This is a genomic window from Baaleninema sp. (assembly GCF_049974805.1).
GTDB lineage: Bacteria > Cyanobacteriota > Cyanobacteriia > Cyanobacteriales > Geitlerinemataceae > Baaleninema.
The window spans coordinates 114,709-129,161 of the sequence record NZ_JBNGCO010000001.1; the positions used below are offsets into that span (position 1 = coordinate 114,709).

The following is a 14,453-nucleotide window of genomic DNA, read 5'->3' on the forward strand; positions in this document are numbered from 1 at the left end:
GCGGCACGGCCTGCGGTGTCCTCGGACGTCGCGATCGACGCGATCGACCGTGCCAGTTCTCCTTTCTCCTTTAATCTCCCGTTTAATCTCGACGAAGGTTTCGATGCCCCAACGGCAGGGGTGAGGCGACGCTTCCACAGAGGTGGCCTCGAATAGGATTTCGATTCCGGGTCAAGCTCGCAACCCCAATCGATCGAGAACCTCTGCGATGGCTTGACTGACCGCTTCCGGCGCTTCGCACAGGGGCAAACGCGGCGTTCCCACGTTCCAACCGCAATGCTCGAGGGCGCATTTGACGGGAATCGGGTTGGTGGTCAAAAACAGCGCCTTAAACAACGGCAGCAAATCCACGTGAATTTCTGTAGCCTCTTGATGACGGCCGGCTTCAAAGGCGCGAATCATCTCTTGCAATCGATCGCCAACGAGGTGGCTGGCCACGCTGACGACACCGCAACCGCCTACCGCCAACAGGGGCAGGGTCATGGCGTCGTCTCCCGAGTAGATGGCAAATTCCGGGGGCGTCTGACGGCGGATTTGGGCCGCTTGTTCGGTGCTGCCACTGGCTTCTTTAATCGCCACCACGTTCGAGAGTTCTGCCAGTCGCGCCACCGTTTCCGGGGCGAGGTTGGCCCCCGTGCGACCGGGAACGTTGTACAGCATCAAGGGGAAGTCCGGGCAGGCTTCGGCAATGGCGCGGAAATGTCGATACAGCCCCTCTTGAGGGGGTTTGTTGTAGTACGGCACCACTTGCAACGAACCGTCTAGCCCTAGCGCAGCGGCTTTACTCGTGGCTTCGATGGCTTCGCGGGTACAGTTCGACCCCGTTCCTGCCATCACTTTGGCGCGGCCGGACACTGCGTTTTTCACCACGCGAAACAGCTCGTATTCTTCTTCCCAAGTCAAGGTGGGAGATTCTCCCGTCGTGCCGCACACGAGCAGCGTATCGCTGCCCCGTTCGGCCAGGTGAACCGCCAGTTTTTCCATCACGGCGTAGTTCACGTTCCCGTTTTCGTCAAACGGGACGACCGTTGCTGTAATCACTCGTCCGAAATCGACCACGCAACCCCCTAATTCGTCGAGGTTGTCGAAGACAGAGGCGTCTGTTGCGCGGTTTGCGCCTCGGACGCCAGCAGTTCGGCGATCTGTACGGCGTTGAGGGCTGCGCCCTTACGAATTTGATCGCCGCTGAGCCAGAGTTCCAGCCCGTTGGCATGGGAAATGTCTTGGCGGATGCGCCCCACCAGAACCGGATCGCCATCGGTGGCTTCGATGGGCATGGGGAAGTAGTTCGATTGCCAGTTTTCCACGAGTTTCACGCCGGGGGCGCGGCTGAGGATCTCGCGAGCGCGAGCGCGATCGAAGGGTCGATCGAACTCCAGATTGATGGCTTCGGAGTGGGCTCGCAACACGGGAACGCGCACGCAAGTGGCCGTCACCCGCAACTCGGGCGCTCCGAAAATTTTGCGCGTTTCGTTGACCATCTTCATTTCTTCCTCGCAATATCCCCCATCGCCTATCGGGGAATTGTGAGGAAACAGGTTGAACGCCAAGGGATAGGGCAGCACTTCCGGCGTCGGCGTATCGCCTTCTAAAATCGCCCGAGCTTGGCGTTTTAACTCTTCCATCGCCCGAGCGCCCGCACCGCTGGCAGATTGGTACGTGGCCACGACGATTCGGCGAATCGGTTGCACTTGATGCAGCGGCCAAATTGCCACCGCCATCAGAATCGTCGTGCAGTTGGGGTTGGCGATGATGCCTTGATGGTTTTGGGCGGCCTCGGGATTGACTTCCGGCACCACCAGCGGCACCGTGGGATCGAGACGATAGGCGCTCGAGTTGTCGATGCAAACGGCTCCCGCTTCCACGGCTTGCGGCAACCAGGCGCGGGAGGTCGAGCCTCCCGCCGAGGCCAACACCAGATCGACATCTTTAAAACACCCGTCGGCGACAGCTTCAACGGGAATCGATTCGCCCTTAAACGACAGGGTGCGTCCCGCCGAACGGGACGAGGCCAGCAGTTTGAGATCCGAAACGGGGAAGTTCCGGCTTTCGAGGAGTTTCAGGAGTTCGGTTCCTACCGCTCCCGTCGCTCCCAAGATGGCAACTCGATAAGATTTGGGCAAGTTGTTTTCCTCCACTACCTTCTGTTAGCGATCGAATGTCGAACGTTTTCCAACGGTTCGGACTTAACGGTATTTATAAGGTGAACCCCCATGAGGGCGCCGAAGACGGCTTCGATAGTTAGAAACTGATATGACGATTGTGTAAGGTCAGTCAAATAGCAAGCTGAGCGTCTTGAATCTTACCAGGTTAGGATGCGCTTTAACAGCACGGATGCAATTCGTCCTTAATATTCTAACGAATTTACTCTCGCTGACTCAATTTACCACAGAAGCGGCCGCTTTCGATCCGGAGCTTCTGGCGCCGGGGAGCCGGGGAGCCGGGGAGATGGGGAGATGGGGAGAAATTTCCAATTGTCAATTATCCCCTTACCTCATCATCCCATCATCTCCTCACCCCATCATCTCCTCACCCAAAGGCTCGATCGAACCCAGCGATCGATGCAACAATGATAGATTGGACTCGCAAGCCTCACAACGGCAATAACAGAAAACCGTTGCGAGAGATGTCCGTACCGAACGGTTTCAATTCAGTCGTCCAACATCGAAGCACAGCATGAAAGTTACCCAGCAAAAGCTGCCCGCGTCTCAACTCAGCCTGGAAATCGAAATCCCCTCTGACGTATCGCAACAGACCTACGATCGCACCCTGGCCAAATTCAAGCAATCGGCCAACATCCCCGGATTTCGTAAGGGCAAGGTCCCCCAACAAATTCTCGTGCGTCGGTTGGGCGCCGATCGCCTGAAAGCGGCAGCACTCGAAGAAATGATTCAATCGAGTCTCGAAAAGGCGATCGAACAAGAACAGATCGACGCTTTGGGTAACTATCAACTGAGCAATTCCTTCGAGGAACTCGTGGCCAACTACACCCCCGGCCAAACCCTGACCTTTTCGGCGACGGTGGACGTACCGCCGGAAGTCAACGTCAACGACTACACGGGACTGGAAATCCAAGCCGAAGAAATCCCCTACGACCCGGAAAAAGTCGAGGCGTTCTTTGAAGAGCGACGCTCCGAACACGCCAACGTCATCCCGGTGGAAGGCCGTCCCTCCCAAATGGGCGACGTGCTAACCGTCGATTATGAAGGAAAAACGGTTTCCCCCGAAGGCGAAGAATCCGAACCCTTCCCCGGCGGTTCGGCCGAAGACACCCAAGTGGAACTGAGCGAAGGTCGCTTCATCGCTGGCTTCGTGGAAAACCTCGTGGGTCTCAACGCCGGCGAAACCAAAACCTTCGATGTCACCTTCCCTGAAGACTATCCTAATGAAGACCTCGCTGGCGAACACGCGCGGTTTACGGTCACGGTCAAAGACATCAAGGAAAAAGAACTGCCCGAACTCGACGATGACTTTGCTCAAACCCTGAGTGACTACGACACCATGCAGGAGTTGCGCGAGTCCATCGAAAAGCAGTTCAAAGAGGAAGCCGAAAGCCAAACGACGGCCAACATCGAAAAAGCCATCGTCGAAGCCCTGATCGATCGCGTCGAGGTGGAACTGCCCGAAACCATGGTCAAACAGGAAGTTGACGTGATGTTGACGCAAACGGCCATGCAATTACAGCAGTATGGCTTGGACGTTCAAAGCTTCTACACCCCGGAAAACCTGCCGCAATTACGCGAACGCTCTCGTCCCGAAGCGATCGAAAAACTCAAACAAGACTTGGCGCTCAAAAAAATCGCCGAAGTCGAGCAACTCCAGCCCAGCGACGAGGAGATTAAAACCCGCATGGCGGAAGTGCGCGACCAACTCAGCGATCGCGACATCGACGAAACCCGCCTGCATAGCTTCGTCGAAGACGAATTGGTTTCCCAAAAAGCCCTCGACTGGCTGCGAGAACGCGCTAAGATCGAATTAGTCCCCGAAGGAACTCTGTCCGAATCTGAGGAGGACGAAGCCGAGGCAGACACCGACGCCGCAGATCCTGACGCTGAAGCGTCTGAATCTGCCGAGTAATTCCTCGAAAATGCCGAGGTCGGCGGCGGCAGTAGCGGTGTATTGGCGCTGCCAGTCGCCAACTATCTAAGGCATAATGTAAGGAACACCGATCGTGTCCTCGGGGCGGTTCCCCGTTCCGACCCTCGAACCCACGCCATCACAGCCGAGAGTCTATGCTGAAATCCCAACCCTTCGATCGCGACTTGATGAGTTTGTCCCACCCTCAAATTTACTCTAGCGCCCAAGGGACGATCCCAATGGTGGTCGAGCAGTCGGGGATGGGCGAACGTGCCTTCGATATTTACTCCCGACTGTTGCGAGAGCGAATTATCTTCCTCGGAACTCCCGTCGATGACGCGGTGGCCGATTCGATTGTCGCCCAACTGCTCTATCTCGACGCCGAAGACCCCGAAAAAGACGTTCAGCTTTACATCAACTCCCCCGGCGGTTCCGTAACTGCTGGTATGGCGATTTACGACACGATGCAGCAAATTCGCCCTGATGTCGTCACCATCTGCTTCGGACTGGCGGCGAGTATGGGGGCGTTCTTGCTGGCCTCGGGTGCGGCGGGCAAACGGATGTCCCTGCCCAATTCCCGCATCATGATTCACCAACCCCTCGGCGGCGCCCAAGGGCAAGCGGTCGATATCGAAATTCAGGCGAAAGAAATCCTCTACCACAAAAACACCCTCAACCGCCTGCTGGCCCACCATACGGGCAAACCCCTCGAACGCATCGAGGCGGACACCGAACGGGATTTCTTCATGTCGGCAGACGAGGCGAAAGACTACGGTTTGATCGACCAGGTCATTTCCCAACCCGCCCTCGCTGTTGCTTGAGGCTCGATCCCTACGGACGCGGCGCGGATCGAACCGTCGGGCATAAGCTGAAGCGCCTTCAGCCGATGTGTCTCGTCTCGCTCTTCTCCGAACGTCACGTTCGCTTTTGTTTGAACAACACGCTCACCGATCCTGGCCGAATTCTCGCACGAGACAGCTTATGCCGAATAAGTACGATTCCCACCTCAAATGCTCCTTCTGTGGCAAGTCCCAGGAGCAGGTTCGCAAGTTAATCGCAGGACCCGGCGTGTACATTTGCGATGAATGCGTGGACTTGTGCAACGAAATCCTCGATGAGGAGCTGTACGATTCCGGGGCGGCCGCGCCCCAACCGACGCCACGCTCGGAACCCCCCGAACGACGGAGGCCGCGTTCGGCGAAGCTGTCTTTGGGGCAGATTCCCAAGCCGATGGAAATCAAGCGGTATCTTGACGAACACGCCATCGGCCAGGACGAAGCGAAAAAGGTTCTGTCGGTGGCAGTTTACAACCACTATAAGCGCCTCAGCGTCAATCAAGCGGCGCAGGGCAGCGAGGATATCGAACTTCAAAAGTCGAACATTCTACTCATTGGACCGACGGGCTGCGGTAAAACCCTGTTGGCGCAAACCTTGGCGAACATCCTCGACGTTCCTTTTGCGGTGGCTGACGCCACAACCCTCACGGAAGCGGGATACGTGGGCGAAGATGTGGAAAACATCTTACTGCGCCTGCTGCAAGTGGCCGATTTGGACGTGGAAGAAGCCCAGCGGGGCATTATCTACATTGACGAACTCGATAAGGTCGCCCGCAAGAGCGAAAATCCTTCCATTACCCGCGATGTTTCGGGGGAAGGGGTTCAGCAAGCTCTGTTGAAAATGCTCGAGGGCACGGTGGCCAACGTGCCGCCCCAAGGGGGACGCAAGCATCCCTATCAAGATTGTATCCAAATCGACACGCGCAACATCCTGTTTGTTTGCGGCGGTGCGTTTGTCGGGTTGGAAAAAATCGTCGAACAGCGCCTCGGGAAGAAAAGTATCGGCTTCGTTCAACCCGGAGATGGCAAAGGCCGCGACAAGCGAGCTTCTGATTTGCTGAAACACCTAGAACCGGAAGATTTGGTGAAGTTCGGTCTGATTCCGGAGTTCATCGGTCGGGTTCCCATTGAAGCGGTTCTGGAACCGTTAGATGAGGAAGCTCTGGTGGCGATTTTGACGCAACCGCGCAACGCGCTGATCAAGCAGTATCAGAAGTTGATGGAAATGGACAACGTGAAGTTGGAATTCCGTCCGGAGGCGCTGCGGGCGATCGCTAAGGAGGCTTATCGCCGCAAGACGGGGGCGCGGGCGTTACGCAGCATCGTGGAAGAGTTGATGCTCGATATTATGTACGAACTCCCCTCCCGCAAGGACGTGACTCGCTGTACGATTACGCGGGAAATGGTGGAGAAACGATCGACTTCGGAAGTGTTGATGCACCCGTCTTCTTTACCGAAACCCGAATCGGCTTAGGGGTTGGCTTAAGCACTCACACATCGATAGCCGGTTCGGCCCGCGCCACGAGCGCGGGTCTTTTTTTACTCGATCGAAGGGGGGACTTTAGCGATCGCGTTTTGCGAGGGGTAGCATACTGACACTCGAAGGGTTTGGGTTTGTCGATGCCGTACCCTTGGACGAAATCGACCCCTAGCAGTCTCACTTTTTCGAGAATGGCATCGTTTTCGACGAATTCGGCGATCGTCTGCAAGCCCATGACGTGGCCGATGTGGTTGATGGCTTCGATGGTGGCGGCGTCGATGACGTCGTGTTCGATATTTTTAATGAAGTGACCGTCGATTTTCAGATAATCTACGGGTAGGTTTTTCAGGTAGTTCAACGATGACATCCCGCTTCCGAAGTCGTCGAGGGCGAAGCAACAGCCGAGTTGTTTGAGTTGGTAGATAAACTGCGCCGCTTGGTTGAGGTTGCGAATGGCGACGGTTTCGGTAATCTCGAAGCAAATGGTGGCCGGGGAAACGTGGTGCAGCCAAAACTGCTCTCGCAGAAAGGCTAAAAACTGTTCGTCGTTGAAACTCGCTCCGGACAGGTTCACCATGTACAGGGGTTTGAGGTCGCTGGGGGACTCTCCGGCGATCGCCAGTTTGGCAAAGAGCGTCCGCACCACCCAGCGATCGATGGCCGGCATCAAGTCGTAGGCTTCGGCGGCGGGCATGAACTCGCCGGGAGAGACGAGGTTGCCGTCTTCGTCCTGCATCCGCAGTAACAGTTCGTATCGATCGCGCGATCGACGTTGGAGGTCGCTCGGCGCGATGCGCTGGGCGTACAAGCAAAAACGGTCTTCTTCCAGGGCTTTGACGATGCGCGAGACCCATTCCATATCGCCGTGACGCCGCACGATGTCGCGATCGTCCCGTTGATAAACGTGGAAGCGGTTGCGGCCGCCCTCTTTGGCGGCGTACATGGCGGTATCGGCGGCGCTCAGCACTTTAGCGCGGCTTTCGGCGCGGTTGTCGATTTCCACTAAGCCGATGCTGACACCGATGGTGAAGGTTTTATCTTGCCAGAGGAAGCGGAACGCCCGCACGCGATCGATCAGTTTTTCCACCACCGATCGCGCTTCTTTGAGGGAACACCGATACAACAACAGTCCGAACTCGTCGCCGCCCAATCTCGCCAGCAGGTCAGTTTTGCGGACGTTGCTGTGCAACAGGACGCTGATTTGACGAAGCAGTTCGTCCCCCGCCGAATGACCGCAGGTGTCGTTGACGATTTTGAAGCGATCGAGGTCGAGATAGCACATCACGTGACTTTCCTCGCTGCTGCGTCCGTCTTCGATCGCCCGTTCCAACCGACGCTCGAACTCCCGGCGGTTGACCAATCCCGTCAGGGGGTCGTGGCTGGCTTGCCAAGACAGTTGGCGGGCCAGCGATCGCGCCGGGGTCACGTCTCGACAGACCAACACCGCCCCGACGATATCTCCCAGGGTTTCGCCGTTGTGGAGGCGAATCGGCGCCGCTGACAGTTCCACGCAAAACTCTTGCGTGTCGTTGCTGCCCACCAAGCGATGGTCTAAGGGATCGAGATAGGCGCCGTCTCGCAACACACGATCGAGCAGGTTTTCCACGGGATTGCGCGTCACTTCGTCCCACAGACGCAGCACCGTTTCGAGAGCCTGCCCCTTCGCCGCCTCCGACGTCCACCCCGTCAGGGTTTCCGCCACGGGGTTGAGAGACTGCACCCGCCCTTCGGCGTCCGTGGAAATGGCAGCGTCACCAATGGAATGCAGGGTGACTTGCGCCAGTTCTTTTTCGTGAATCAGGGCTTGTTCGATGCCCTGTCGCTCGTGAATTTCTCGTTTTAACTGTTCGTTGGCCCGGGCCAGTTCTAAGGTGCGTTCCCGCACCCGTTCTTCTAAGGCGTTGTTGGCCTGGCGCAGCGCTTCCGAGGCTTGTTTGCGTTCGATGGCATAGCGAAGGGATTTCGCCAGCAGTTCGCTGTTAACGTGGCGCTTGACCAAGTAATCCTGAGCGCCCAAACGCACAGCGTCTAAGGCAAGGCTGTCGTCGTCGGCGTTGGTCAACACCACTACGGGCAGTTCCGGCGCCACCGCCACGATGCGATCGAGGGACTCCAACCCCTGACTGTCGGGTAACGTCAAGTCTAGCAACATCACCTCGAAACGACGGGCGTTTAACGCCTCGATCGCCCCCTCTAAACGAGAAACGCTCGTCCACTCGAACGCCGTGTGACGAACGCTTTTTAGATGCTCTTGGAGCAATCTCGCCTGGGCGGGATTGTCTTCGACCAACAAGATCGTGACAGAGTTTTCGGACATTATATAAAAGTTTATGTATCTTAAAGTCTTCCTTCTATTATGCAAGTTGACTTCGCGCTTTGTATAAAAAGTCACCTCAAACAATACAAAACTTAGTATTTGTTAAAAATACATAACATCAGCCCGAACCCTAACTACTGGGGAAGTTCGGGCGTCGAACGCGGACAGATAAGGGCTTTGAGTACCACGGAATCGCAAAGAGCCAGAAAGTATTTGCCCTGACAACTTGTCATTTGTTAACTCGAGTTAATCGGAGGGAAGCGTTACGGTCTCGAGCCAAAATTGCTGAATTCTATCAACGATCGAGAGCAGTTGCCGTAAATTTTGGGGTTTCTTAATGTAACAGTTGGCATGAAGCTCGTAACTTTCCCGAACGTCCTGTTCGTTTCCCGAAGTGGTCAACACCAACACCGGGATATGTCGAAGTGTCGGGTCGCTTTTGAGTTCCGCTAACACCTCTCGTCCGTCTTTTCGAGGTAAATTCAAATCCAGTAAAATCGCATCGGGAAGCGGGACGTTGGCATAGTCTCCCTCTCGACGCAAATAGGCCATGGCCTCGATCCCGTCTTTGACGGCGATGGTTTCGTGTAAAAGCTGGCTTTCCCGAAAGGCTTCGCGAATCAAGCGCACGTGGGCTTGATTGTCTTCAACCAGCAAAATGTTTCGGCGTTTCATGGTGGTGGTGTCCCAATCGAACTCAAGCGGTCGGGGTTTGTTTTTTTGGAAGTGTAAAATAAAACGTTGCCCCTTCTCCCAATTGGGAGACGACCCAAATCCGTCCGCCATGTCGCTCGACAATCCGCTTGCAAATCGCCAAACCGATACCCGTTCCGGGGTATTCGTCTCGCGTGTGCAGGCGTTGGAAAATCGAGAAGATGCGATCGGCAAATTGCGGGTCGAGACCGATTCCGTTATCGCGTAGGGAAAAAACCCAACAGTCCTTCTCCTCTTGGGCGCTGGCGTGAATTTCTAAGGGTCGATCGCTGCGGAACTTGAGGGCGTTTCCCAGCAAATTCTGAAACACCTGCGTCAGTTGGATTTCGTCAGCCATAACCACCGGAAGGGCATCGTAAGAAAATCGCGCTCCCGTTTCTTGGATGCGACTCCGCAGGTTCATCTGCACTCGTTCTAAAACCGTTTCGACAGAGACTTCCGCGAAGGGTTTAGCCCGAGAGCCAACCCGCGAATAGGCTAATAAATCTTCGATCAGGCGCTGCATGTGGGTGACGCCCTGCACCGCAAAATCGATAAATTCCTTGGCGTCGTCGTCGAGGCGATCGCCGTAGCGCATCTCTAACAGTTGCACGTAACTCGAAACCAAGTTTAGCGGTTCTTGGAGGTCGTGAGAGGCGACATAGGCAAATTTTTCCAATTCTGCGTTCGATCGCTCCAGTTCTCGCGTGAGTTTCGCCAATTCTTCCGCCTGACGCAAAACAATTTTAAAAATAGCATCTCGCAAGGCTAAGGCCGCTTCAATGGAACTCGATCGCCAAGGAAGGGATTTTCCGCGCACCAACTCCCGCCATTCTGCAAACGATCGCCGAGGGGACAGGTATACCGTTCCGTCACCCTCTCGCGTTTCCTCCACGACATCGTGGGGATTTCCCGCCCAGCGCACGGTTTGTAAGGTTTCGGGGCGAAACCAGAGCAAATAATGACCCAAGTTTTGGGAAATAGCCACCGCCAAAATCCCGCTGGCGACGTTACGGAACTCTTCGGCTTGGGGAATCCAAGCCGAGAGGCGATCGCTGTAAAACAAATCCTGTTGAAAATGAGGCTCCAGTTGAGCAACGATCTCGCGAATCTGCTCATGAGAGGGAGTATCCCCCACCATCTGACAGGTTCCGCTAAGGTAAATCGCCGCCCCCGACGCCTTAACGATTCCCAACAGAACGCTGGCGTTATCCGTCGCGCCCCGCACCCAATCTTTCGCCTCCGACATGGCTTCGACGAGTTGCGAGAGCTTGATTTGAGCCGAAACCCGGTCGTCGTAGGCGCTGCGGTCTTCTTTAACGGACAGTTCGATGGAGGTGGTGCGGGCGATAAACTCGCAAGCGTCGCGGATTTCCGGAGACAGTTGCGTGGGTTCTCGGTGGTGACAGGAAATCAACCCCCACAACCGTTTTTGTTTCGTCAAAGACATCACCAAGGTCGATCGACTTCCCATATTTTCCAAATAGACTTGGTGACAGGGAACGACGCCGCGCAGCCAAGATTGACCATTATTCAGGGGTTTGTCCGTTCCCTGGGGCGTTGGCGGAACGAGGGCGGATTCCGGGGCGCGAACGTCAGGAATCCACCGCAGATAGTTCGCCGCAAAGAGGTGGCGACAGGAACGAGTATCGGCGTCGGGGAAATGGAGTCCTACGTAAGACTCGAGGTCGGGGTGTTTGGCTTCGGCGATGACGCAACCGTGACCCTCTTCGTCGAATTGGTAGGCCATGACGCGATCGAACCCGGTCAACTGGCGCACGGCGTTGACGGTGGTTTGACAAAGATCTTCGAGGGTGGCCGACTGTTGGAGTTGGCTGACGATCGATCGCACCTGTTGGTAAAAACGGGAAAAATTCATCCCTTGACTGCTGGTTCCGTTTGGCTCGAATTCCAACAGGAGAAAGCCCTCGCTGTTGCGGTGAACGCGGGCGTGGTAGTTGCGAGGTTTCTCGGGACTGGGAATCTCGAAATCGAGGACGAGGGGAGTGTAGGGCGTCAGTTCGGGAAGCTCGTTTTGGAGCCGTTCGATTTGGGAAGCGTTCAGCAGTTGGGACAGGGGTTGCGCCACCATCGCTTCGGGAGGGACGCCGAAAAACGACTCGATCGCCTCACTCACCTGTACGACCGTCCAGTTTGCTTCGTCTACGACCACGAGAACGCCGTGAGATCCGACGCGATCGTAATATTCGATGGGTGAATTATCTTCAAGATCGACATCTTCAAGATCGACATCGGAATACGAACGGGGTTGTGGGGGGTTGGGCGTTGAACTCACGCGATCGATCGCTCCTCCTGCGAATTCAAGTCACTCAAATTCTTCGAGCGACCCGGCTAAATCTCTTCAATTGTACTCAAAAATTCATATTTTAGATAAAATAGCCACTATTATTATATAAGCTAAAACTCAACTTTCCGAGCAAACAAACTTTGAAGCCGATAAAACTTTGAACCTCTTGAATACAGCAAATCGCCTTTACCGAGAAGATTGTTCGCCTGCGTTTTTTTTGCCCCTAAAATAATATCAGAATCCGCTTCGCTGGAGGTTCTCAACGCCACGCGACCCGGTAAATTCGATCGAATAATCGGTGTAACCACTTGCGCTTCCGGTCGTTGTGTGGTAATAATCAAATGAATTCCCGCCGCCCGTGCCATTGCGCCCAAGCGTTTAATAGAATATTCGAGAGTTTTCCGAACTTCCAAATCCGCCATAAAATCAGCATATTCATCAAAAATACAAACAATCGGCGGCTCCGGTTCTTTCCCTGTTTTCAATCGATATTGATTGTATTTCGGCAAATCGTTACAGCCGCTTGCCTCGAATTTTTGATAGCGAGACTCCATCTCGTCCACCAGTTCCGACATCAATTCCACCGCTCGATCGCTATCTTTAACAACAGGAGATAACAGCCAAGGCATTTTCTCGAATTCCGGAAACGTGACCCGCTTCGGATCGACCAGCGCAATTTTCAAATATTGGGGCGATCGACGCTGAATCAAACTCAACAACATCGCCCGTAAAAACTCACTTTTTCCGCTTCCCGTAGTTCCCCCCACCAAAAAATGACAAGTATTGGGATCGGACAAATCCGCCTCGACCAGTTTCCCCTCTAAATTCACGCCAATGGCGATGCGAACTGGCGCAGTCGGCAAAAAGCTTTCCCGTCGGATATACTGCTCGAACAACGCAAATTGTCGATCGCTGCGGGGTAAATCCACACTCACGAAACCCGCCTGCGGAGAAATCATCGGCGGCGACTCAATACCCAACTGCACCTGCAAATCGTTCGACAGTCTCAACAACGACGACACCTTCACCCCCAACTGAGGCTTCAACTTCACCCGCACAAACGAAGGCCCCACCGCCGAACCCTGATAAGAAACATCAACACCAAAAGCGCGAAACACCTCCACAAGCCGCGTTCCCCATTCATCCGCATCCGGTTCGGGAGTCGGTTCGGGTTTCGGCGTCAGTGTTACTTCGGACGAGGGTTTCTCTGAAGACGTAGATGAAACCGCTGAGGGGGATTTCGATATATTTTCAGAAGAAATATCCCGCAAAACTTCAGAGTCTCTCACCTCCTCCACTCCGAAATCGTTTTGACAAGATTTTTGCTGCGGACAAATTTCACACAAATGGCGATTCGCCGTTTTCGGCGGGGGATTGGGGGAATCGAACTCCCAGCGCACCCACTCCCGCATCTCCTGTAACCGTTGAGGAAGGAAATTCCGAACCACTCTCCGCAATTCCTCCCAGTCATAGCGATAGGCTTGGAACTGCGGAAGGACGCAATACACCGCCGCGTCGATGGGTTGTTGCTTCTGCTGGTGTAGCAAATCAGCGTACAATCCCACCTGTAACACTTGCGCCGAAGGATCGGCGCCTTGATAGGTTTTGTACTCCACCACCCGAAGCCGCTGGCCATCGAAATCGTAAATTAAATTATCAAACTGTCCCCGAATTTCCTGCTGAGTACCATCGGGAAGCCGATAAGTTCCGTGTAACTTTAACTCGCTTCCAATGAAGGTTTCCGCCAACACCGAATCTCCGTGACAGTGGTAGCGATTGCGAATCAAAAGTTCAGCGTAATGACGAATTAACCCCTGTAAACCCAGCCAAATCTGTGGTAACGTCCCCACGAAATCGGGATTTTTCGCGATTTCGGCGTTGGTATAGTCGTAAAACACGCGATCGTAAAACAGGTGTTGCATCTGTTGCGCCAAATCGTCAGCGTTGAGATTTTCCGCTGACGGTGACAGAAGCGCCTGAAATCGCGAATCCTCCAACGCCAAATTAATAAACTGATGCGCCAACCGATGAAACGGGTTTCCAATTCCGGCGTATTGCGTATCGGGGAGAAAGAGGGTTTTACGGTTCAAGCGATGTCCGAGGTAAAACAAACGCGGACATTCCAAAGCGACTCGAACATCGGTAGCGGTGAAATGAGGAGACATCGGCGAAGACAAATCTAACAAAGAACGATGAACGTGGGACAGGTACACTACATCGAGTTTGGCATATCGCAGTTGTTCGGCGGTTAAGGGACGCCGTCGCCAATCGCTGCTTTGGGAGTCGGTGTCGATGTCGGTGAAGTGACAGAGTTCTCTGGCGAGGGTTTTAAGTTTGAGATTCGGTAGACGCTGCAATCTCGAACCGCCGTTTCTGTCGAGTTTGAGGCGGTCTAGTTTGGCCAGTTTTCGCGCCAGTTGATAGGTACAGGTGACGTTTTGAGATTGAGATTTCCCGAGAAATCGCAAGTCGTAACTGGCGTTGTGGAAGACTTTTTCGATATTGGGGTTCGCCATAATTTGACGAACGAACTGTTCGACGCTTTCGGGTTGGTGAAGAACGTCGAACAGATAAACCGACTCTCCCGTGGTGTCGTCGGGAGTCGCGGAGACTTGAATGAGGGAGAGTTTGGGGTGTTTGGTGTTCCAATCCGCCGTCTCGGTGTCTACCCACAAACGAGAGAAGTGGGAGAGTTTTTTTATGGCGGATTGAATTTCACTCCGTTGGGAGAGGTACACGAGA

General features: G+C 54.6%; 9 protein-coding genes. 3 read left to right on the forward strand and 6 right to left on the reverse strand.

Features of this window, described 5'->3' with window-relative positions:
- Positions 1–171 precede the first annotated feature (171 nt).
- Both dapA and ACP5D4_RS00480 read right to left on the reverse strand, forming a co-directional pair.
- A complete protein-coding gene (gene dapA, locus ACP5D4_RS00475) occupies positions 172–1,059 on the reverse strand; it encodes a 4-hydroxy-tetrahydrodipicolinate synthase (protein WP_428009643.1) in 888 nt (295 codons plus the stop codon).
- 8 nt (positions 1,060–1,067) lie between these two features.
- The gene (locus ACP5D4_RS00480; protein WP_428009644.1) at positions 1,068–2,123 is read right to left on the reverse strand and encodes an aspartate-semialdehyde dehydrogenase; all 1,056 of its coding nucleotides are present in this window, start codon (positions 2,121–2,123) and stop codon (positions 1,068–1,070) included.
- Positions 2,124–2,676: 553 nt separating this feature from the next.
- On the opposite strand from ACP5D4_RS00480, the gene tig reads away from it, so the two are divergent.
- From tig to clpX, 3 genes are all read left to right on the forward strand, one after another.
- Entirely contained in the window at positions 2,677–4,077 is a 1,401-nt protein-coding gene (gene tig / locus ACP5D4_RS00485) for a trigger factor (protein WP_428009645.1), read from the forward strand.
- Positions 4,078–4,265: 188 nt separating this feature from the next.
- Complete coding sequence (gene clpP / locus ACP5D4_RS00490) at positions 4,266–4,898, forward strand: ATP-dependent Clp endopeptidase proteolytic subunit ClpP (RefSeq protein ID WP_428009674.1); 633 nt, start codon at positions 4,266–4,268, stop codon at positions 4,896–4,898.
- A gap of 160 nt (positions 4,899–5,058) precedes the next feature.
- The gene (clpX, locus tag ACP5D4_RS00495; RefSeq protein WP_428009646.1) at positions 5,059–6,387 is read left to right on the forward strand and encodes an ATP-dependent protease ATP-binding subunit ClpX; all 1,329 of its coding nucleotides are present in this window, start codon (positions 5,059–5,061) and stop codon (positions 6,385–6,387) included.
- A 16-nt stretch (positions 6,388–6,403) separates the two neighbouring features.
- Here clpX and ACP5D4_RS00500 read toward each other — a convergent pair whose 3' ends face one another.
- The 4 genes from ACP5D4_RS00500 to ACP5D4_RS00515 all read right to left on the reverse strand — a co-directional run bounded on the left by ACP5D4_RS00500 (position 6,404) and on the right by ACP5D4_RS00515 (position 14,449).
- Positions 6,404–8,710, reverse strand: a complete 2,307-nt coding sequence (locus ACP5D4_RS00500) for an EAL domain-containing protein (protein ID WP_428009647.1) — start codon at positions 8,708–8,710, stop codon at positions 6,404–6,406.
- 246 nt (positions 8,711–8,956) lie between these two features.
- Positions 8,957–9,385, reverse strand: a complete 429-nt coding sequence (locus tag ACP5D4_RS00505) for a response regulator (RefSeq protein WP_428009648.1) — start codon at positions 9,383–9,385, stop codon at positions 8,957–8,959.
- Between the two features lie 22 nt (positions 9,386–9,407).
- Positions 9,408–11,699, reverse strand: a complete 2,292-nt coding sequence (locus ACP5D4_RS00510) for an ATP-binding protein (protein WP_428009649.1) — start codon at positions 11,697–11,699, stop codon at positions 9,408–9,410.
- Positions 11,700–11,821: 122 nt separating this feature from the next.
- The gene (locus ACP5D4_RS00515) at positions 11,822–14,449 is read right to left on the reverse strand and encodes a DNA translocase FtsK (RefSeq protein ID WP_428009650.1); all 2,628 of its coding nucleotides are present in this window, start codon (positions 14,447–14,449) and stop codon (positions 11,822–11,824) included.
- Positions 14,450–14,453: the final 4 nt, after the last annotated feature.